A 21,362-nucleotide genomic window follows, 5' to 3' on the forward strand; every position below is an offset into this window, starting at 1 on the left:
CTTTAAAATCAGTAGATTATTTGAAGTTTGATAAGAGGGGGCTTGCTCCCGATAGCGGTGTGTCCGTGTCCAATGTGCTGACTGACACTCCGCTATCGGGAGCAAGCCCCCTCCCACAGTGTTTAACCGATAGTCATCAGGCTGGCGTTACCGCCTGCCGCTGCGGTGTTGACGCTCAACGCCCGCTCGATCACCAAACGCTCCAGGGCAATGGCCGTCTCACCCTGAGACATGCCATGTACCCCGACAATCGCCCCACCACGCTGCGCCACTTGCTGGCACACCGCACGCAATTGGTCGGAATCACCGTGGTGCAGAACGGCGTCGAACACCACGTCGTCCTTGGTCCAGTCGGCCACGCGCTTGATCTTCGCCTGAATATCCTTCGGCAGGCGTGCGAACAACGCTTTGGTCAGCTCGGTTTCCGGCCATACCGCCGAACCGCCTACCGCCAACACCGCCGCCAGTTGAGTGAGCAAGTCGCCTTCCACTTCAGCCAGGCACAGCACGTGCTCGCGCGGCAGGATGGCATAGCTGTTGCGCTCGCCTGTCGGGCCGGCCAGTTGGCGGGTGATACCGCTCTGGGACTGTGCGGCGAACTGAGTGCACAGCGCGCTCAGCTCACTGAACTTGTTGCTGTCGGCCCAGGATTTCAGGGAGGTCAGCGCTTGGCTCATGGCATCGCGCAGGCGCACATCGGGTGCAGCCAGCTTGTCGCCGCGTACGAAGGACTGCTCGATCGCATCGGTAGGGCGAGTCGACAGCAGGCGGTACAGGTAAAGCGGACCACCGGCTTTCGGGCCAGTGCCCGACAGGCCTTCGCCACCGAACGGCTGCACGCCGACCACGGCACCCACAATGTTGCGGTTGACGTAGACGTTACCGGCATTGACGTTGTCGATCACCTTGGCGATGGTTTCGTCGATGCGGGTGTGCACGCCCAGGGTCAGGCCGTAGCCCGACGCGTTGATCTGACCGATCAGCTGGTCGATCTCTTTGCGCTTGTAGCGCACCACGTGCAGCACCGGGCCGAAGATTTCCCGTTGCAGCTCGTCGAAGCTTTCCAGCTCGATCAGGGTGGGCGTCACGAAGGTGCCGCGCTTGATCTCTTCGCCGTCGGCAATCGCCACCTGGTACACAGTGCGGCCTTTGTCACGCATGGCCTGGATGTGTTTCTCGATGCCGGCCTTGGCTTCGGCGTCGATCACCGGGCCGATGTCCACCGACAGGCGCTCAGGGTTGCCCAGGCGGCATTCAGCCATGGCGCCCTTGAGCATTTCGATCACACGGTCTGCCGAATCTTCCTGCAGGCACAACACGCGCAGGGCCGAGCAACGTTGGCCGGCGCTGTCGAAAGCCGAGGACACCACGTCGATCACCACCTGTTCAGTGAGTGCCGACGAGTCAACGATCATTGCGTTCTGGCCACCGGTTTCGGCGATCAGTGGGATCGGGCGACCCTGGGCGTCCAGGCGCCCGGCGACATTGCGTTGCAGCAAGCGCGCAACCTCGGTGGAACCGGTGAACATCACGCCTTTGACGCGATCATCACCCACCAGGCGGGCACCGACGCTTTCGCCCTGGCCCGGCAGCAGTTGCAGCACGCCTTCCGGAATACCGGCTTCGAGCAGGATGCGCACGGCTTGGGCGGCAACCAGCGGGGTCTGTTCGGCGGGCTTGGCCAAGACCGGGTTACCGGCGGCCAATGCTGCGGCAACCTGGCCGCTGAAGATCGCCAGCGGGAAGTTCCACGGGCTGATGCATACCACCGGGCCCAGTGGGCGATGGGCATCATTGGTGAAATCGTTGCGCGCCTGCACCGCGTAGTAACGCAGGAAGTCCACGGCTTCACGCACTTCGGCGATGGCATTGGCGAAGGTCTTGCCGGCTTCGCGGGCCAGCAGGCCCATCAGCGGCTGGATCTCGCCTTCCATCAGGTCGGCGGCACGCTCCAGGATCGCGGCGCGTTCGGCGGGCGGGGTGGCCTGCCAGATCGGCGCGGCGCTGATGGCGCACTGGATCGCGTTGTCGACGTCTTCGACGGTGGCTTCCTGTACATGGCCGACCACATCACGCAGGTCGGAGGGGTTCAGCACTGGCTGTGCCGCTTCCTGGCTGGAGGCGCAACCGAGCATCGGCGCGGCTTTCCAGTTGTTGTGGGCGGTAGCCAGCAGGGCGCAGGACAGCGACGCCAGGCGGTGTTCGTTGGCCAAATCGATACCGGCCGAGTTGGCGCGGTCGCTGCCATACAGGTCACGCGGCAGCGGGATACGCGGGTGCGGCAAGCCGAAGCCGCCTTCCAGCGTGGCCATCTGCTCGATGCTGGCCACTGGATCGGCCACCAGCTCCTGGATCGAGATGGATTGGTCAGCGATACGGTTGACGAACGAGGTATTGGCGCCATTTTCCAGCAGGCGGCGTACCAGGTAGGCCAGCAGCGTTTCGTGGGTGCCGACCGGTGCGTACACACGGCACGGACGGTTCAGCTTGCCTTCGGAGATCTTGCCTACCACTTGCTCGTACAACGGTTCACCCATGCCGTGCAGGCATTGGAACTCGTACTGGCCGGGGTAATAGTTCTGGCCGGCGATATGGTAGATGGCCGACAGGGTGTGGGCGTTGTGCGTGGCGAACTGCGGGTAGATGGCTTCCGGCACCGACAGCAGTTTGCGTGCACAGGCAATGTAGGAAACGTCGGTGTAAACCTTGCGGGTGTACACCGGGTAGCCTTCCAGGCCCTCGACCTGGGCGCGCTTGATTTCGCTGTCCCAGTACGCGCCTTTTACCAGGCGGATCATCAGGCGGTGGCGGCTGCGACGGGCCAGGTCGATGACGTAGTCGATCACATACGGGCAACGCTTCTGGTAAGCCTGGATCACAAAACCGATACCGTTCCAGCCGGTCAGTTGCGGCTCGAAGCACAGGCGCTCGAGCAGGTCCAGGGACAGCTCCAGGCGGTCGGCTTCTTCGGCGTCGATGTTCAGGCCGATGTCGTATTGCTTGGCCAGCAGGGTCAGCGACAGCAGGCGTGGGTACAGCTCGTCCATCACACGCTCGTACTGTGCACGGCTGTAGCGCGGGTGCAGGGCGGAAAGCTTGATGGAGATGCCCGGGCCCTCATAGATCCCACGGCCATGGGAGGCTTTGCCGATGGAGTGAATGGCTTGTTCATACGAGGCCAGGTACTTCTGGGCATCGTGTTCGGTGAGCGCGGCTTCACCGAGCATATCGTAGGAATAACGGAAGCCTTTGGCTTCGAACTTGCTCGCGTTGGCCAGGGCTTCGGCGATGGTTTCGCCGGTGACGAACTGCTCGCCCATCAGGCGCATGGCCATGTCGACGCCCTTGCGGATCATCGGCTCGCCGCTTTTGCCGATGATGCGGCTCAGGGACGAGGTCAAGCCTGCCTCGTTATGGGTGGCGACCAGTTTGCCGGTCAGCAGCAGGCCCCAGGTAGCGGCGTTGACGAACAGCGACGGGCTGTTGCCCAAATGTGGGTGCCAGTTGCCGGTGCTGATCTTGTCGCGGATCAGCGCATCACGGGTGCCTTTGTCCGGGATGCGCAACAACGCTTCGGCCAGGCACATCAGCGCCACGCCTTCCTGGGACGACAGGGAGAATTCCTGCAGCAGGCCCTGGACAATACCGGCACGGCCACCGGCGCTCTTCTGATTGCGCAGTTTTTCAGCGATCGAGGCGGCCAGCTTGTTGGTGGCTTCGGCCATTTCGACCGGCAGGCGCGCCTGCTCGATCAGCATCGGCACCACTTCCGGCTCCGGGCGGCGGTACGCGGCGGTGATCGAGGCACGCAGTACCGATTGCGGCAGGATGCTTTCGGCGAACTCCAGGAAGCATTGATGGGCGTGGTCCGCCTGGATTTCGCCAGCGTCTTCGGCGTCTTTGCTACCCGAGCCATTGAGCTCGGACAGGGTTGCACCACCCTCGAGTTTCTCCAGGTAATTGAAAATCGCCTGTTTGATCAGCCAGTGCGGCGTGCGATCAATGGAGGTCGCGGCGGCCTTAAGGCGTTCGCGGGTCGGGTCGTCGAGTTTGACCCCAAGGGTGGTCGTTGCCATCTTTTTATCCTCATGGGTGCCACTACCGAGTGGCATCTGCTGGCGGCAAGATTAGCTTTGCCCATGCGCAGGTGCAACCGGGTGCAACCCTTTTGTTCAGGAAATTTTCGACGGTTGATCGGAAAAAAATGAGGCAACGGCGGAATCGGCTTTGTCTTGGTGCTTTTGCTTCTGAGATCGGCTGTTCTTGCTCCGAAAAGGAGCAAAAACAGGGCGTTTGTCCAGAAACACACTTGGGTGCAACTTATTAGAAAGAAACTGGTTGCACCTTATTTGCTTTGTTGAATAGCATTCGCGCACCAAGGTGCAACCATCTCTAGGGGTGGTTCATCGGCTGGCGGCTTTCCTGGGGAAACGCCAGTCATAAATGCGCGGCACGCAGGCTCGTCTATCCGGTTACTGACCGATGGTCGTCCGACTGACCGTCGCTACATAAAAACAAAGCCAGGGCGTCACTCCTATGAGCGTTAGCAATCCAACCCTGATCACGTTCGTGATCTACATTGCAGCAATGGTGCTGATCGGCCTGATGGCCTATCGCTCCACCAACAACCTTTCCGATTACATCCTCGGCGGTCGCAGCCTCGGTAGCGTGGTGACAGCCTTGTCAGCCGGTGCTTCCGACATGAGCGGCTGGTTGTTGATGGGCTTGCCGGGCGCGATCTACATGTCCGGTCTGTCGGAAAGCTGGATTGCCATCGGCCTGATCGTCGGTGCCTACCTCAACTGGTTGTTCGTGGCCGGCCGCCTGCGGGTGCAGACCGAACACAACGGCGACGCCCTGACCTTGCCGGATTACTTCTCCAGCCGCTTTGAAGATAAAAGCGGCCTGCTGCGGATCATCTCCGCCGTGGTGATCCTGGTGTTCTTCACCATCTACTGCGCTTCCGGCATCGTCGCCGGTGCCCGCCTGTTCGAAAGCACCTTCGGCATGTCCTATGAGACTGCGCTGTGGGCCGGTGCTGCGGCGACCATTGCCTACACCTTTATCGGTGGTTTCCTGGCGGTCAGCTGGACCGACACCGTACAAGCCACGCTGATGATTTTTGCGCTGATCCTGACGCCAATCATCGTGCTGCTGGCAACTGGCGGTGTCGACACCACCTTCCTGGCCATCGAAGCCAAGGACCCGACCAACTTCGACATGCTGAAAAACACCACCTTCATCGGCATCATCTCGCTGATGGGCTGGGGCCTGGGTTACTTCGGCCAGCCGCACATTCTTGCGCGTTTCATGGCGGCGGATTCGGTGAAGTCGATCGCCAAGGCGCGTCGCATCTCCATGACCTGGATGATCCTGTGCCTGGGCGGCACCGTGGCAGTGGGTTTCTTCGGTATCGCCTACTTCTCGGCGCATCCGGAAGTGGCAGGCCCGGTAACTGAAAACCCTGAGCGAGTGTTTATCGAGCTGGCCAAGATCCTGTTCAACCCATGGGTTGCCGGTGTCCTGCTGTCGGCCATCCTCGCTGCCGTCATGAGCACCCTGAGCTGCCAGTTGCTGGTGTGCTCCAGCGCCCTGACCGAAGACTTCTACAAGGCGTTCCTGCGTAAAGGTGCTTCCCAGCTCGAGCTGGTATGGGTCGGTCGCATCATGGTGCTGGTGGTGGCCTTGATCGCCATTGCCATGGCCGCCAACCCGGAAAACCGCGTACTGGGCCTGGTCAGCTACGCCTGGGCTGGCTTTGGCGCGGCGTTCGGCCCGGTGGTGCTGATCTCGGTTATCTGGAAACACATGACCCGTAACGGCGCACTGGCGGGCATCCTGGTCGGCGCGATTACCGTGATCGTGTGGAAGCACTTCGAGCTGCTGGGCCTGTACGAAATCATCCCAGGCTTCATCTTCGCCAGCCTGGCGATCTACTTCGTGAGCAAAATGGGCGCACCGACTGCGGGTATGGTCGAGCGTTTTGATGCTGCGGAGAAAGACTACAACCTCAACAAGTAATTCCTTGGGCGTTTAACGCCTGTTGAGCGAGTGAAAAAGGCCCGCGTCCTGAGGATGCCGGGCCTTTTTTTGTGTGAGCCCTCGGCAGCTGCTGAATGAAGCCAAGGGTAGGACCTTACTGATTTGCCTGCGATGAGTCCTGGCTGGCGACAAGCTGGTGCAGAATCGGCCGACCACCCTTCGCAGAGAAACACCGGATGTTCGCTCCTGCCAATCAAAGTGCATTTACCCTGGCCCTTGATGGGGTGCCCAGCGACTTAAAGGTGTTCAAGTTCAGCGGCACGGAGGCCATCAGCCAGCCGTACCGGTTTGAGCTTGAGCTGGTCAGCGAGCAACCGGATCTTGATTTGGAGGGCTTGCTGCATCGCCAGGCGTATTTGGGGTTCAATGAGCAGGGCCATGGTGTTCACGGCTTGGTTTATCGGGTCGCCCGGGGCGATTCCGGGCGACGCCTGACGCGTTATCAGCTCAGCCTCGTGCCCCATTTGGCGTACCTGGTGCACAGCAGCCAGCAACGTATTTTCCAACATAAGACGGTGCCGCAGATTGTTGCGCAGGTGTTGGTAGGGCAAGGGATTCAAAGCGATCGCTTCGAGTTCCGGCTCAGCGGCGATTACCCTGAGCGCGAGTACTGCGTGCAGTTCGGCGAGACTGATCTGGCGTTCATCCAGCGCCTATGTGCCGAACTTGGCATTCACTATCACTTCCAGCATGCTCCCGAAGGACATTTGCTGGTGTTTGGCGATGACCAGACGGTGTTTGCCCAGGCAGATCAACCTACACCTTACCGACCCGGTTCAGGAATGGTTGCCGATACCCCCGCGATCAAGCGCTTTACGCTGCAGCTGGCAACCCGTACCACGGCGGTCAATCTGCGCGATTATGATTTTCGCCAACCACGCTTCGAGCTGGAAAACACGGCCGGCGACGAACAGCCCCCAACGCTTGAAATGCAGCAATTCCCCGGCCATTTTTCCGACCGGGCCCATGGGAAGTATCTCGCCCAGCGTGGCTTGGAGCGGCACCGTAGTGACTATCGGGTTGCCTATGGCCAAGGTGACGAGCCGGCCTTGGCCAGCGGTCGGTTTCTGCAACTGCGGGACCACCCGTGCGAGGGCTGGAACGACTTGTGGCTGGTCACGCAAGTGACCCACGAAGGCAAGCAGCCCCAGGTACTGGAGGAAGCGGTCACCGAGGTGGCTGGGGGAGAATTTCGCCAGGGATATCGCAATACATTTGCCGCCGCACCCTGGGATGCAGTCTTTCGCCCGCCCTTGCCTGAGCAGCCGCGCCCGAGCGTACCGGGTTATCAAAGCGCCGTGGTCACTGGCCCGGTGGGCAGTGAAATCCATTGCGACGAATACGGTCGGGTCAAGGTGCAACTGGCCTGGGACCGCGTAGGTGAGCACGACGAGCATTCCAGTTGCTGGTTGCGGGTCGCCAGCGGCTGGGCCCATGACCGCTATGGTGCGGTGCTGATCCCCAGGGTCGGCATGGAAGTGCTGGTGGGCTTCGTCAATGGCGACCTGGATATGCCGCTGGTGGTGGGCTGTTTGCCAAATGCCGCCACGCCGATGCCTCTCGACCTACCGGCGGACAAAACCCGTAGCATATGGCGTAGCCAGAGCAGCCCGGGTGGGGAAGGCTACAACGAATTACGTATCGAAGACCGCAAGGGCGCCGAGGAGATCTACCTGCGCGCCCAGCGCGACTGGACCCAGCATGTGCTGAATGACCAGCAGCTACGGGTCGATAACCAGCGTCGTGTGCGGGTGGGCGGTGAGTCGTGCCATGAGTTGCAGGGCGAAGAGCAGCGCATCACCCATGGCAATCGCCTGACTGAACTCAAGCAGGATGATCATCTGGTGGTCGGTGGTTCGCAGCATATGCGTGCCGGGCAGACCATTCAGCTGGGGGCTGGGCAAAGCATCGTCATTGACGCGGGTGCCAGCGTGACCATTCAAGCAGGAGGGCAGTCGATCACGCTGTCGGCTGCCGGGATCTTCAGCAGTGCGCCGATTCAGCTCGGCGGGTCGCCTGCCCCAGCGGTAGCGCCATTGGTGCCTGGGTTGAAGGAGACGTTGCTGGCAGTTATTCCGGTACCGTTAAGCCGCGTGCAAGTGGCCAGCCTGAAACGCAGCGCGCCGTTTTGCGAAGAGTGTGAACGCTGCAAGAACGGGCAATGCGATATCAGCGCTCATGCACGGAGTTTGCCCTGATGGCAGCGCCTTTGACGCCCAGCGCCTGGCTGGCGAAGTACCCACTGCAACCGGATGAACGGATGTACGCCGTGCTGGGCAGTGCCAGCGATGCCCAGCCGTTTGCCGCCTGGCAAGCCATGGCGGTCGGGAAGCCACCACAACCGGTCTGGGCGGGCACGGCCTACGCCGATTGGAAGGACGTGATGCCTTACGTGGCTGTCGTCGAACCGGGCAGTGCCTTCCTCGATTGGGTCGTCGCCGCCCAGGCGTTGGATTGGGGCTGGCTGGCAGTCGCGTCCTGCCCGTTGGACGTTGTGATCGAGCATCTGAAGGGCTTGACCCAGGTGTACCTGCCCGAAAACCAGCCGGTATTTTTGCGCTTCTGGGACGGCGCGCAGTTTCTGCCGATCTTGCAGCACTTGGGTGACAAGGCCGGGCATGTGTTACCGGTGTTCCAGCGTTATCTGATCAACGGCCAGCCGCTGTCAGTGACGTCGCGCCCGGTCGCGCCGGCCAGGGCCAGCCCCTGGTGGCAAGTGCCGGCGCCATTACTGGCGCACCTGGCGCAGCAGTCACCGCAGGTACTGGTCGACAACCTGCTGCAATGGCTCCAGGAGCAGTGCCCTGACCTGTATACCGCGTTTACACCAGCCACCTTGCAGCACAAGGTCGCCTACTTCGCACGCGGGCCGGATATCAGCCCTGCTGCATTGGCGGATTACATCGCCGTGCAATTGAGTTGAGCGGACGGCTATAGCGTGTCATCCGTACCGCCCGCCTTGCGGCCCTGCACCTTTGCGCCGGTTGAAGGTAAACTTCGCCCCCTGCGCAGGAGCAACCATGAATTATCGTCACGCCTTTCACGCCGGCAACCACGCCGATGTCTTCAAACACCTGACCTTGACCCGACTCATCGCCCTGATGTCGCGCAAGGAGCAGCCGTTCGCCTACCTCGATACCCACGCCGGCATTGGCCTGTATGACCTGCAGGGCGACCAGGCTAACCGTACCGGTGAATACCTTGAAGGCATCGCCCGCCTGTGGGGTGCCAGCGACCTGCCGCCGCTCACCGCTGACTACATGCGCGTGCTGCACGAGATGAACCCGGATGGCCAGTTGCGCTATTACCCGGGCTCGCCGGAGCTGGCCCGACGCCTCACGCGGCCACAGGACCGCGTGATGCTCAACGAAAAGCACCCGGAAGACGGCGTGCTGCTCAAGGACAATATGAAGGGTGATCGCCGCGTCAAAGTGCACCTGGGCGAAGGCTGGCATGTGCCACGGGCCTTGCTGCCGGTGCCGGAAAAACGCGCGCTGATGCTGATCGACCCGCCCTTTGAACAGCTCGATGAAATGCAGCGTTGCGCGGCGTCCCTCAAGGAAGCGGTTGGCCGTATGCGCCAGACGGTCGCGGCGATCTGGTACCCGGTGAAGGACCAGCGCATGTTGCGCCGCTTCTACCAGGACCTGGCCGGCACCGGTGCGCCGAAGTTGCTGCGTGTGGAGCTGCTGGTGCATCCCCTGAACACCCCCAACACCCTGACCGGCTCGGGCCTGGCGATTGCCAACCCGCCGTGGGGTTTGGAAGAGGAGTTGCGTGAGCTACTGCCGTGGCTGTCCAAGAAGCTTGGCCAGACCCAGGGTGGGTGGCAGATGGATTGGCTCATCGCCGAATAATCAACTGTAGGAGCGAGCTTGCTCGCGAAAATCGTTAACGATAACGCGGGAAACCTGACGCCCTGCGGCGCTCTCAGGTTTTTCGCGAGCAAGCTCGCTCCTACAGAGATCGGCGTCAGATCGGGCAGGTCACGCCGGTGCCGCCTATCCCGCAGTAGCCCTGCGGGTTCTTCGCCAGGTACTGCTGGTGGTAGGCTTCAGCGAAGTACACCGTCGGTGCTTCGTCGATTTCAGTGGTAATAGTACCCACGCCGGCTTTGGTCAATTCAGCTTGATAAGCCTCGGCACTGGCTTTGGCTGCCGCCAGCTGTTCAGGCGTGGTTGCATAGATCACCGAACGGTACTGGCTGCCAATGTCATTGCCTTGGCGCATGCCCTGGGTAGGGTTATGCAGTTCCCAGAACATCTTCAACAGGTCTTCATACTTGACCTTGGCCTGGTCATACACCACCAGCACCACTTCGCTGTGGCCGGTCAGGCCTGAGCAGACTTCTTCGTAAGTCGGGTTCGGCGTAAAGCCGCCGGCATAGCCGACCACCGTGCTGACCACGCCGTCGCGCTCCCAGAATTTACGTTCCGCGCCCCAGAAACACCCCAGGCCGAAGATCGCAAAGCCGACGTCATCAATGAACGGGCCCAGCAGCGGGTTGCCGTTGACGAAGTGGGTCTCTGGCAGCGCCATCGGGGTTTCACGGCCAGGCAGAGCTTGTTCTTGAGTAGGCAGCACGTTTTTGTTCACCAGAATTTCCGAGCGCAAGACCATGATCAGTCCTCTCGTCAGGTTGAGTAGCAGTAAATTGTCAGACAGCCAGTGTGCCCGAGTGTTACAGCGCTGTCAGGCGATTGGGCCACGTGGATAGCGTTTGAGCTTTTCCAGCAGCTCTGTACCGGGGATCGGCCGGTCGAACAGGTAGCCCTGGCCGACATCGCAGCGATGCCGGCGCAGGAACGCCAATTGCTCGGCAGTCTCGATGCCTTCAGCCACCACCTTGAGCTTGAGGTTGTGGGCCATGGCGATCACCGCCGAGGTGATTTCCATGTCGTCCTGGTTGTCCGGGATTTCGTGGATAAAGCTACGATCAATCTTAATGATGTCGATGGGGAATTTTTTCAAGTAGCTCAACGACGAGTAACCGGTGCCAAAGTCATCCATGGCCAGGGTCAGGCCGAAGCTCTTGAGCTGGTCCAGTTGCAGGCGCGTGTCTTCGGTGGCCTCCAGCAGTAAACCTTCGGTCAGCTCCAGCTCCAGCAGATTGGCCGGCAGTTGTTCTTCCTTGAGGATCGTGGCGATCGAGGCCACCAGGTCCGGGTCGGAAAACTGCTTGGGCGACAGATTGATCGCCACCTGCAGATTGCCCATGCCTGCGGCGCTCAACTGTCGGCTCATGCGACAGGCCTGGCGGGCTATCCATTTGCCGATAGGGATGATCAGCCCAGTCTCTTCGGCCACGCTGATGAACTGGTCGGGGCGGATCATGCCCTTTTCCGGGTGATTCCAGCGCAGCAGCGCTTCCATGCCTAGCAAACGGCCGCTGCGCAGGCACAGCTTGGGCTGGTAGAACACGTCCAGTTCGTTCTGGGTCAGGGCGCGGCGCAGGTTGTTTTCCACGAACAGCTTGTAGCTGGCCTCGGCGTTCAAGGCTTCGGTAAATACCTGCACCTGGTGCTTGCCGTTGGCCTTGGCCTTGTGCAGGGCCAGCCCGGCGTTGCGCATCAGGGTCTGTGGGTCACGACCATGCAGTGGCGCGCAGGCCAGTCCTACGGAGCCGGTGACGCTGATCAGCTGGTTGTCGACGAACATCGGTTTGTCGAGGGTGGCCAGCAATTGGCAGGCGACCTGTTGTCCGGTCTCTAGGTCGGCGTCGTCCAACAGTACCGCAAACTCGTTACTGGCAAAGCGCGCAAGGCTGCCGCCGCTGCTCAAGCTGTTACGCAGACGGCGGGCCAGGCTGATCAACAACTTGTCGCCGGTCTGGTGGCCGAGGCTGTCGTTGATGCGCTTGAAGTTGTCGATGTCCACCAGCAGCAGGCTGATCGGGCTGTCGCTGTCGCGGGCAAAGCGTTCGTCGAGGTTGCGGATAAACGCCGGTCGGTTGCCCAGGTTGGTCAGGTTGTCGGTGTAGGCCAGGCGTTCGATGCGCTGCTGCGCCAGCTTGGTCTGGGTGATGTCCTCGTAGATGCCGATGTAGTGGGTCAGCTCGCGGTTGTCGCCGTACACCTTGGAAATCGACAGCTGGCCCCAGTAGGGTTCCAGGTTCTTGCGCCGGCTTTTGAACTCACCCTGCCAGCTGTTGCTTTTGGCCAGGGCCGAGGGGGCGTCGAACAGCAATTCGCTGAGATTTTCAAGGGCCGGCAGTTGGGCCAGGCGATGGCCGTGGACTTCTTCGGCGCTGTACTGGGTGATCGCAGTGAAACTGGGGTTGACGTACTCCACCACGCCGTCGCAGTTGACCAGCAGAAAGGCGTTGGCGCTTTGTTCCACTGCACGCTGGAACAGATGCAGGGCGCTGGTGGCGGTGCGGCGGTTATGGTTGTTGATGACCTGGGCGAACTGGTCCGCCAACTCGCCGGCAAACGCGATCTCATCGGACTGCCACGCCCGCGAGCTGCCGCATTGTTCCAGGCACAGCACGCCGACCACCTGGCCGTCGACCCGAATGCTGGCGTCGAGCATTGCGTGAATATCTTTGGCACGCAGGCTTTCGGCCATTTCCCGGGTGCGCGGGTCGCGCAGGGCATGGGTGGCATCAATGGCGCGGCTGGAGTGCAGGGCTTCCAGGTAATCCGGGAAACCACTGGCGTCGATGGCGTCGGGCAGGCGGTACTGTTGGTCGGCGCGGTGGTACGCCGAGATCGGCACCAGGCGCTGACCCTCCAGGTTCCAGATGCTGGCGCAATCGATCTGGTAGATGTCGCAGGCGCTGCGGGTAATCAGCTCGGCGGCTTCGCGCAGAGAATTGGGCGTGGTGTAGCGTTGGCGCGCCAGCAGCAGGATCAACTCCTGCTGGGCGCGTACTCGCTCCAGGTGTTGCAGCTGTTCTTGCTGGGCGCGCTGGTTGAGTTCCAGGGCGATCTGCAGGCGGCTGTTCTGGTTTTCCAGGTCGGCGGTCGGGGCGGGCGCGGTGTTATCGCTGAACAGCCCGTCGACCACCATCAGGTAGCCGCGCAGCAGATGGCGGTTGTGTTGTTTGTAGGCCTCGCCCATTTCCAGCAGGCTCATCGGGCCGTCATGGGTGTGCAGGGTGTAGCGCACCAGGTAATGGGGGCTGTGGGTCAGCTGCTGCTGGATCGCGTCGTGCAGCTGATAGCGCGCCTGGGGCTCCATGAGGCTGGCGTAGGGCGTGCCGATCAGGGCACAGAGTTCCACCGCTGGCAGGCCGAATTGGCGCTCGCAATTGGGATCGAGGTACAGCAGGGCCCAGCTTGCCTCATTAAGCCGCTCGAAACGCAGCATACCGAGGCGCGAAGGCACCGGTAATTGCGTCACTACCTCGGTCGCCATACGGGCGACATCGGGTTGGCTTTTCATGGGGAAACTCGCTTGGGAAAATGCGCGTGGCGCCCGGCTCACGCCCTCTTTACTGTCGCCTGCGGCAAGGTTGCATCATGCGGCACGCACTGACAAGAGAGGATGAAGGCTAAGTGCTATAAGGCAGTTATCGGCCGCGCGAAGGATTTCTGCAATCGAAGTGACAGAAGGTGTACAAACCTGTCCTGTGCGTACACCGAGCGCGCAAAAAAAGCCCCGCCAAGCGGCGGGGTTGAGGTACGAGCGTGGCGCTCGGAAATCGGTGCGGCAAGGGCCTTCCCAGTGAAAGGAAGGCCCTGCGGCTTACAGCAGGATGGTGCGGATGTCGTTCAGCAACTGGCTCAGGCGCTGGGTGAAGCGTGCCGCCGCGGCGCCGTTGATCACACGGTGATCGTAGGACAGCGACAGTGGCAGCATCAGCTTCGGCTGGAACGCTTTGCCGTCCCACACAGGCTGAATGGTGGCCTTGGAAACACCCAAAATCGCCACTTCCGGCGCGTTGACGATTGGCGTGAAGCCAGTGCCGCCAATGTGACCGAGGCTGGAGATGGTGAAGCAGGCGCCCTGCATGTCGTCCGGGGTGAGCTTCTTGTCGCGGGCCTTGGCAGCCAGTGCAGCGGCTTCGCCAGCGAGTTGCAGCAGGCTCTTCTGGTCAACGTTCTTGATGACCGGCACCAGCAGGCCATCCGGGGTGTCGACCGCGAAACCGATGTGCACGTACTTCTTGCGGATGATCGCCTTGCCACTTGGCGCCAGCGAGGCGTTGAAGTCCGGCAGTTCCTTGAGCAGATGCGCGCACGCCTTGAGCAGCAGTGGCAGCACGGTCAGTTTAACGCCAGCCTTTTCGGCCACGGCTTTCTGCGCAACGCGGAAAGCTTCCAGGTCGGTGATGTCGGCCTGGTCGAACTGGGTCACGTGCGGGATGTTCAGCCAGCTCGCGTGCAGGCCGGCCGCGCCGATTTGCATCAGGCGGGTCATCGGCACTTCTTCGATTTCGCCGAAGCGGCTGAAGTCCACGGTACGGATCGGCGGAATGCCCGAACCACCGGTAGCGCCACCGGCAGCTGGCGCTTCCTTGGCTTTTTGCATCATGGCCTTGACGTAGACCTGCACGTCTTCCTTCAGCACGCGACCGTGAGGGCCAGTGGCCGACACAGCATTGAGCTCAACGCCGAACTCACGGGCCAGTTGACGCACCGCAGGGCCGGCATGCACCTTGGCACCGCTTGGCGCAGGTGCGGCAGCCGCAGGGGCTGGCGCAGCTTCGGCTTTTGCGGCAGGTGCAGGGGCAGCAGCGGCAGGTGCCGCTTCAGCCTTGGCAGCCGGAGCAGCAGCCGGTGCTGGTGCGGCGGCTGGCGCAGCACCTTGTACTTTCAGCTTGAGGATGAAGTCACCAGTGCCGACTTCGTCTTCCAGCTTGACCGCGATGCTTTCCACCACGCCGGCAGCCGGCGAAGGGATTTCCATGGAAGCCTTGTCGGACTCCAGGGTGATCAGCGACTGGTCAGCTTCGACGGTGTCGCCGACCTTGACCAGCAGCTCGATGATCTTGGCCTTGCCCGACGAACCGATGTCCGGGACGTGGATGTCCTGGACGGTGGCGGCGGCGGGTTCAGCAGCCGCAGCGGCAGGTGCTTCGGCTGGCTTTTCAGCGGGTGCTGGCGCAGCAGCGGCAGCAGGGGCCGCGGCCGCAGGGGCTGCATCAGCAGCACCTTCGATTTCCAGCTCCAGCAGTTCGTCACCTTCTTTCAGGCGGTCGCCCAGCTTCACTTTCAGGCTCTTGACCACGCCGGCCTTGGGAGCAGGGATTTCCATGCTCGCCTTGTCCGATTCCAGGGTCAGGATGCTCTGGTCGGCTTCGACGGTGTCGCCGACCTTCACAAACAGCTCGATTACTTCACCTTCACCGCTGCCGATGTCAGGTACGCGAATGAGTTCGCTCACAAAAAGTCTCCTCAGCAGTCCAGTGGGTTGCGTTTTTCCGGGTTGATCCCGAACTTGACGATGGCGTCAGCCACCACCTTGGGTTCGATCTCACCACGGTCAGCCAAGGCTTCCAGGGCTGCCAACACCACGAAGTGACGGTCGACTTCGAAGAAGTGACGCAGCTTCTTGCGGCTGTCACTGCGGCCGAAACCGTCGGTGCCCAGGACTTTGAATTCCTTGGACGGGACCCACTGGCGAATTTGTTCAGCAAACAGCTTCATGTAGTCGGTAGAGGCAATGACTGGACCCTTACGGCCGGCCAGGCACTCTTCGACGTAGCTCTTTGCAGGTTTCTGGCCAGGGTGCAGGCGGTTGCTGCGCTCTACGGCCAGGCCGTCGCGACGCAGTTCGTTGAAGCTGGTCACGCTCCACACATCGGCGCCGACGTTGAACTCGTCACGCAGGATCTTAGCCGCTTCACGCACTTCGCGCAGGATGGTGCCGGAGCCCATCAGTTGCACGTGGTGCGCCGCTTCCTTGGTGTCTTCTTCGAGCAGGTACATGCCCTTGATGATGCCTTCTTCCACGCCGGCCGGCATGGCAGGCTGCTGGTAGGACTCGTTCATCACGGTGATGTAGTAGAAAACGTCCTGCTGCTCTTCGGTCATCTTCTTCATGCCGTCCTGGATGATCACCGCCAGCTCGTAGCCGTAGGTTGGATCAAAGGTGCGGCAGTTCGGGATGGTGGCAGCCAGGATGTGGCTGTGACCGTCTTCGTGTTGCAGGCCTTCGCCGTTCAGCGTGGTGCGGCCGGCGGTACCGCCGATCAGGAAACCACGGGTACGGCTGTCGCCTGCTGCCCAGGCCAGGTCGCCGATACGCTGGAAGCCGAACATCGAGTAGAAGATGTAGAACGGCAGCATCGGCTGGTTGTGGCTGGAGTACGAAGTACCGGCAGCGATGAAGGAGCTCATGGCGCCCGCTTCGTTGATGCCTTCTTCGAGGATCTGGCCCTTTTTGTCTTCCTTGTAGAACATCACCTGGTCTTTATCGACTGGCTCGTAGAGCTGGCCGACGGAAGAGTAGATGCCCAACTGGCGGAACATGCCTTCCATGCCGAAGGTACGGGCTTCGTCCGGGATGATCGGGACGATGCGCGGGCCGATTTCCTTGTCCTTGACCAGTTGCGCAAGGATGCGCACGAAGGCCATGGTGGTGGAGATTTCACGGTCGCCCGAGCCGTCAAGGATGGCCTTGAGGGTGCTCAGGTCCGGTGTCGGTACGCTGAAGCTGTTGGCGCGGCGCTGTGGCACGAAACCGCCCAATGCGCTGCGACGCTCGCTCAGGTAGCGGGCTTCGGCGCTGTTTGGCTCAGGCTTGAAGAACGGCAGGTTCTCCAGCTCTTCGTCCTTGACCGGGATGTCGAAGCGGTCGCGGAACAACTTCAGGCTGTCGACATCGACTTTCTTGGTGTTGTGCGCGGTGTTCTTCGCTTCGCCGGCACCGGTGCCATAACCCTTGATGGTCTTGGCCAGGATGACGGTGGGTTGTTCCTTGTGGTTGACCGCCTGGTGATACGCCGCGTAGACCTTGTACGGGTCGTGGCCGCCACGGTTGAGCTTCCAGATCTCGTCGTCGGACAGGTCGGCAACCATCGCCTTGAGTTCAGGCGTGTTGAAGAAGTGCTCGCGAACGAACGCACCGTCTTTAGCCTTGTAGTTCTGGTATTCGCCGTCGATGACTTCGTCCATGCGACGTTGCAGGATGCCGTCGACGTCCTTGGCCAGCAGCGGGTCCCAGAAGCGGCCCCAGATGACCTTGGTCACGTTCCAGTGGGCGCCACGGAACACGCCTTCAAGTTCCTGGATGATCTTGCCGTTGCCGCGAACCGGGCCGTCGAGGCGCTGCAGGTTGCAGTTGATGACGAAAATCAGGTTGTCGAGCTTCTCGCGGCCGGCCAGGGAGATGGCACCCAGGGATTCCGGTTCGTCGCACTCGCCGTCACCCAGGAAGCACCAGACTTTCTGCTTGCCTTCGGGGATGAAGCCGCGGGCTTCCAGGTACTTCATGAAACGTGCCTGGTAGATCGCCTGGATCGGGCCCAGACCCATGGAAACGGTCGGGAACTGCCAGAAATCAGGCATCAGCCAAGGGTGCGGGTAGGACGACAGGCCCTGACCGTCGACTTCCTGGCGGAAGTTGTTCATTTGTTCTTCGCTGATGCGACCTTCCATGAACGCACGGGCGTAGACGCCTGGCGAGGTGTGGCCCTGGAAGTAGATCAGGTCGCCGCCGTGTTCGTCGGTCGGGGCCTGGAAGAAGTAGTTGAAGCCGATGTCATACAGGGTTGCGCTGGAAGCGAAGCTGGAGATGTGACCGCCCAGGTCAGAATCTTTCAAGTTCGTGCGCATTACCATCGCCATGGCGTTCCAACGTACCAGCGAGCGAATGCGGCGTTCCATGAACAGGTCGCCAGGCATGCGTGCTTCGTGGGTAACGGGGATGGTGTTGCGGTATGGCGTGGTGATGGCGTAAGGCAATTGCGAGCCGCTGCGGGTCGCGAGTTCGCCCATACGGGTCATCAGGTAGTGAGCACGGTCTTCGCCTTCTTTGTCGAGAACCGATTCCAGGGCGTCCAGCCATTCCTGGGTTTCGACGGGATCGAGGTCTTGCATGGCTTGCTCCAGGGCGGAAAGGCTACCAGAATCGGTTGCCTGAAGTTTGCGACTGGCCTTGTGGGCAGACGACATAAATTCTTGGATGGCCGAAGGTTGCTTCGGCGTCCTGTAGTTTTACTACAAATCGTCGGCCATTTCAGCCTTTCGAATGTATATACGAGTAGTAAAACTACACAAGACTGAGCGTATGGCTCGGTCTGGCTGGTGAGCATAATCGTTATTGTTGATCTTTTGCGAACAAGAAAAGGTGAAAGTTTAATGCTGTCTGCCAAGATTGATTTAATTTCAGCTATTTATAACCTTTGTTCGACAGTCCATCACCGAGGGTGGTTCTTGCGTTCACAGCTACAGGCCATTTACGCGCCGATCAAGGATAGACCATGAGCCTTCCCACGCTGGCCGAGCTGCCGGCCATTCTCCTGCCTTACGCCAGCCGGGCCGAGCAGTCATTTCGTGACGCAGTGGCCGCGCTGGATGACGATCATGGCCTTTCTGCGTGGACGCCGCAACGGTGGGCCGACTTCGCCCGCGTGTGCGCAGCCAGTGATTTCGTCATTGAACAGAGTGTTCGTGACCCTTTGATGTTGCTCGAATTGGTGGCCTGGGGTGAGCTGGACCGCGGCTTTGCGCCCGGTGAGCTGTGCAGCCAGATTGCCGGAGCAGTGCAACAAGCCGAAACAGAAGATGAGTTGGGCCGGGTATTGCGCCGCCAGCGCACGCGCCAGCAAGTGCGCATCATCTGGCGCGACCTGACGCGTCAGGCCGACCTGGTGCAAACCTGTCGCGATCTCTCTGACATGGCCGACGCCAGCATCGACCAGGCCTACCAATGGTTGTACCAGCGCCATTGCGCCCAGTTCGGCACGCCCACCGGGCGACGCAGTGGTGAAGCCCAGCACATGGTTATCCTCGGCATGGGCAAGCTCGGTGCGGTGGAATTGAACCTGTCCTCGGATATCGACCTGATCTTTGCCTACCCTGAAGGCGGCGAAACGGTGGGTGTGAAGCGCTCCCTGGATAATCAGGAGTTTTTCATCCGCCTTGGTCAGAAATTGATCAAGGCCCTCGACCCGATGACCGTCGACGGCTTCGTCTTCCGGGTCGACATGCGTCTGCGTCCCTACGGCTCGTCCGGCGCCTTGGTGCTTAGCTTCAATGCGCTGGAGCAGTACTACCAGGATCAGGGCCGGGACTGGGAACGCTACGCGATGATCAAGGCGCGGGTGGTGGCCGGCGATCAGGTGGCGGGCGCGCAGTTGCTGGATATGCTGCGGCCGTTCGTCTACCGCCGCTACCTGGATTTCTCCGCCATCGAAGCGCTGCGCACCATGAAGCAGTTGATCCAGCAGGAAGTGCGGCGCAAGGGCATGGCCGACAATATCAAGCTGGGTGCAGGCGGGATCCGCGAGGTGGAGTTTATCGCCCAGGCGTTCCAGTTGATCCACGGTGGCCGCGACCTCAGCCTGCAACAGCGTCCGTTGCTGAACGTGCTGGGCACCCTGGAAGGCCAGGGTTACCTGCCGCCGGCGGTGATCACCGAGTTGCGCAATGGCTACGAATTCCTGCGCTACACCGAACACGCGATCCAGGCGATCGCCGATCGCCAGACGCAAATGCTCCCCGATAGCCCCGAAGACCAGGCGCGTATCGCCTTTATGCTGGGCTTCAGCGATTGGGCCGCGTTCCACGAGCGCCTGATGTACTGGCGTGGCCGCGTGGACTGGCACTTCCGCCAAGTGATTGCCGACCCGGATGAAGAGGAAGGCGAAGAAAGCGAACTGGTCGTCGGTGGCGAGTGGTTGCCACTGTGGGAGGAATCCCAGGATGAAGACGCCGCGTGCCGCCAACTGGCCGAAGGCGGTTTCACCGACGCCCCTAAGGCGCTCAAGGCCTTGGCTGGCCTGCGCGGTAGCCCGCAATTGCGTGCCATGCAGCGCTTGGGCCGTGAACGCTTGGACGCGTTTATCCCGCGCCTGCTGGCCCAGGCCGTCGAGCACGCCAACCCGGACCTGGTGCTTGAGCGTGTGTTGCCGCTGGTGGAGGCGGTCGCCCGGCGTTCGGCTTATCTGGTGCTGCTCACGGAAAACCCCGACGCCCTGCGTCGCCTGCTGACCCTGTGCGCCGCCAGCCCGTGGATCGCCGAGCAGATCACCCGTTTCCCGTTGTTGCTGGATGAGTTGCTCAACGAAGGCCGCCTGTTCAAGCCGCCGCTGGCGCCGGAACTGGCCGCCGAGTTGCGCGAACGCCTTACGCGCATTCCCGAAGATGACCTTGAGCAGCAGATGGAAGCCCTGCGGCATTTCAAGCTGGCGCACCGCTTGCGGGTGGCCGCCTCGGAAATCGCCGGCAGCCTGCCGTTGATGAAAGTCAGCGACTATCTCACCTGGCTGGCTGAGGCGATTCTTGAGCAAGTGCTGGCCCTGGCCTGGCGCCAGACTGTCGCCCGCCACGGCGCGCCGCAGCGCCTGGACGGTACGCTGTGCGATCCTGGGTTCATCATTGTCGGGTATGGGAAAGTCGGCGGTATCGAACTGGGACATGGTTCGGACCTGGACCTGGTGTTTATCCACGATGGTGACCCCCAGGCCGAGACCGATGGCGCCAAGCCGATTGACGGCGCGCAGTTCTTTACGCGCCTGGGTCAGCGGATCATTCACCTGCTGACCACCCAGACCAACTCCGGCCAGCTCTATGAAGTGGACATGCGCCTGCGACCTTCCGGCGCATCCGGCCTGCTGGTGAGTTCCCTGGGCGCATTCGACCGCTATCAGCAAAATGAAGCCTGGACCTGGGAGCATCAAGCCCTGATACGCGCGCGGGTGCTGGTCGGCAGCCAGGATGTGGGCCAGGCATTCGAGCAGGTACGCGCTGAAGTGTTGGGACGTGAACGGGACTTGGCCAAGCTGCGCCAGGAGGTCAGTGAGATGCGTGCCAAGATGCGCGATAACCTAGGCACCCGGGCCACGACGGCCGGCAGGGGCGCCAATGCCTTCGAGGCTACGGCGGTGTTCGATCTCAAGCAGGACGCCGGAGGTATCGTCGATATTGAATTTATGGTGCAATACGCGGCTTTGGCGTGGTCTGCGCAACATCCATCGTTGCTGCGCTACACCGACAATATCCGCATTCTGGAGGGCCTGGAGCAGGTCGGGCTGATGCCCGCCGCCGATGCCCATTTGCTGCGTGAGGTGTACAAGGCCTACCGCTCAGCCGCGCACCGCCAGGCTTTGCAGAACGAGGCCGGCACGGTCGCCGGAGACCAGTTCGCCGACGAGCGGCGACAGGTAATGCGAATCTGGCAGGCGCTGGGCTTGAGCTGAAACACTATTA

General features: G+C 61.4%; 10 protein-coding genes and 1 pseudogene. 6 read left to right on the forward strand and 5 right to left on the reverse strand.

Features of this window, described 5'->3' with window-relative positions; translation table 11 throughout:
• Window positions 1-122: 122 nt before the first annotated feature.
• Entirely contained in the window at window positions 123-4,076 is a 3,954-nt protein-coding gene (putA, locus tag QYQ93_RS03160) for a trifunctional transcriptional regulator/proline dehydrogenase/L-glutamate gamma-semialdehyde dehydrogenase (RefSeq protein ID WP_043050727.1), read from the reverse strand.
• Window positions 4,077-4,536: 460 nt separating this feature from the next.
• On the opposite strand from putA, the gene putP reads away from it, so the two are divergent.
• From putP to QYQ93_RS03185, 5 genes and pseudogenes are all read left to right on the forward strand, one after another.
• Window positions 4,537-6,021 (forward strand): sodium/proline symporter PutP, encoded by a 1,485-nt coding sequence (putP, locus tag QYQ93_RS03165; RefSeq protein WP_043050728.1) that lies wholly within the window; start codon window positions 4,537-4,539, stop codon window positions 6,019-6,021.
• A 197-nt stretch (window positions 6,022-6,218) separates the two neighbouring features.
• On the forward strand, window positions 6,219-8,240 hold the full coding sequence (locus QYQ93_RS03170) for a type VI secretion system tip protein VgrG (RefSeq protein ID WP_338476315.1): 2,022 nt from the start codon (window positions 6,219-6,221) through the stop codon (window positions 8,238-8,240).
• Entirely contained in the window at window positions 8,240-8,965 is a 726-nt protein-coding gene (locus tag QYQ93_RS03175) for a DUF4123 domain-containing protein (RefSeq protein WP_043050730.1), read from the forward strand. Before QYQ93_RS03170 ends, QYQ93_RS03175 begins: the two co-directional genes overlap by 1 nt.
• 97 nt (window positions 8,966-9,062) lie before the next feature.
• The gene (locus tag QYQ93_RS03180) at window positions 9,063-9,899 is read left to right on the forward strand and encodes a 23S rRNA (adenine(2030)-N(6))-methyltransferase RlmJ (protein WP_338476317.1); all 837 of its coding nucleotides are present in this window, start codon (window positions 9,063-9,065) and stop codon (window positions 9,897-9,899) included.
• An 18-nt stretch (window positions 9,900-9,917) separates the two neighbouring features.
• Window positions 9,918-10,025 (forward strand): annotated as a pseudogene (locus tag QYQ93_RS03185) (outer membrane lipoprotein carrier protein LolA); the annotation flags it as partial.
• On the opposite strand, the gene msrA reads toward QYQ93_RS03185, so the two are convergent.
• From msrA to aceE, 4 genes are all read right to left on the reverse strand, one after another.
• On the reverse strand, window positions 10,015-10,662 hold the full coding sequence (gene msrA, locus QYQ93_RS03190) for a peptide-methionine (S)-S-oxide reductase MsrA (RefSeq protein WP_043050732.1): 648 nt from the start codon (window positions 10,660-10,662) through the stop codon (window positions 10,015-10,017). The pseudogene QYQ93_RS03185 and the gene msrA sit on opposite strands and share 11 nt — an antisense overlap.
• 72 nt (window positions 10,663-10,734) lie before the next feature.
• Window positions 10,735-13,428: a putative bifunctional diguanylate cyclase/phosphodiesterase gene (locus QYQ93_RS03195; RefSeq protein WP_338476318.1), complete on the reverse strand. Its 2,694-nt coding sequence runs from the start codon at window positions 13,426-13,428 to the stop codon at window positions 10,735-10,737.
• A gap of 303 nt (window positions 13,429-13,731) precedes the next feature.
• A complete protein-coding gene (gene aceF / locus QYQ93_RS03200) occupies window positions 13,732-15,372 on the reverse strand; it encodes a dihydrolipoyllysine-residue acetyltransferase (protein ID WP_043050734.1) in 1,641 nt (546 codons plus the stop codon).
• A gap of 11 nt (window positions 15,373-15,383) precedes the next feature.
• Complete coding sequence (aceE, locus tag QYQ93_RS03205) at window positions 15,384-18,029, reverse strand: pyruvate dehydrogenase (acetyl-transferring), homodimeric type (protein WP_043050735.1); 2,646 nt, start codon at window positions 18,027-18,029, stop codon at window positions 15,384-15,386.
• A gap of 383 nt (window positions 18,030-18,412) precedes the next feature.
• On the opposite strand from aceE, the gene glnE reads away from it, so the two are divergent.
• Window positions 18,413-21,352, forward strand: a complete 2,940-nt coding sequence (gene glnE, locus QYQ93_RS03210) for a bifunctional [glutamate--ammonia ligase]-adenylyl-L-tyrosine phosphorylase/[glutamate--ammonia-ligase] adenylyltransferase (RefSeq protein ID WP_043050736.1) — start codon at window positions 18,413-18,415, stop codon at window positions 21,350-21,352.
• Window positions 21,353-21,362 lie beyond the last annotated feature (10 nt).

This window comes from Pseudomonas khavaziana (assembly GCF_036704165.1).
GTDB classification, from domain to species: Bacteria; Pseudomonadota; Gammaproteobacteria; order Pseudomonadales; family Pseudomonadaceae; genus Aquipseudomonas; species Aquipseudomonas khavaziana.

Bases quoted from the DNA above. Each gene is read 5' to 3' on its own strand.
- putP (WP_043050728.1), top strand. From the start codon at position 4,537: ATGAGCGTTAGCAATCCAACCCTGATCACGTTCGTGATCTACATTGCA.
- QYQ93_RS03195 (WP_338476318.1), bottom strand. From the start codon at position 13,428: ATGAAAAGCCAACCCGATGTCGCCCGTATGGCGACCGAGGTAGTGACG.
- aceE (WP_043050735.1), bottom strand. From the start codon at position 18,029: ATGCAAGACCTCGATCCCGTCGAAACCCAGGAATGGCTGGACGCCCTG.
- putA (WP_043050727.1), bottom strand. From the start codon at position 4,076: ATGGCAACGACCACCCTTGGGGTCAAACTCGACGACCCGACCCGCGAA.
- QYQ93_RS03170 (WP_338476315.1), top strand. From the start codon at position 6,219: ATGTTCGCTCCTGCCAATCAAAGTGCATTTACCCTGGCCCTTGATGGG.
- glnE (WP_043050736.1), top strand. From the start codon at position 18,413: ATGAGCCTTCCCACGCTGGCCGAGCTGCCGGCCATTCTCCTGCCTTAC.
- QYQ93_RS03175 (WP_043050730.1), top strand. From the start codon at position 8,240: ATGGCAGCGCCTTTGACGCCCAGCGCCTGGCTGGCGAAGTACCCACTG.
- QYQ93_RS03180 (WP_338476317.1), top strand. From the start codon at position 9,063: ATGAATTATCGTCACGCCTTTCACGCCGGCAACCACGCCGATGTCTTC.
- msrA (WP_043050732.1), bottom strand. From the start codon at position 10,662: ATGGTCTTGCGCTCGGAAATTCTGGTGAACAAAAACGTGCTGCCTACT.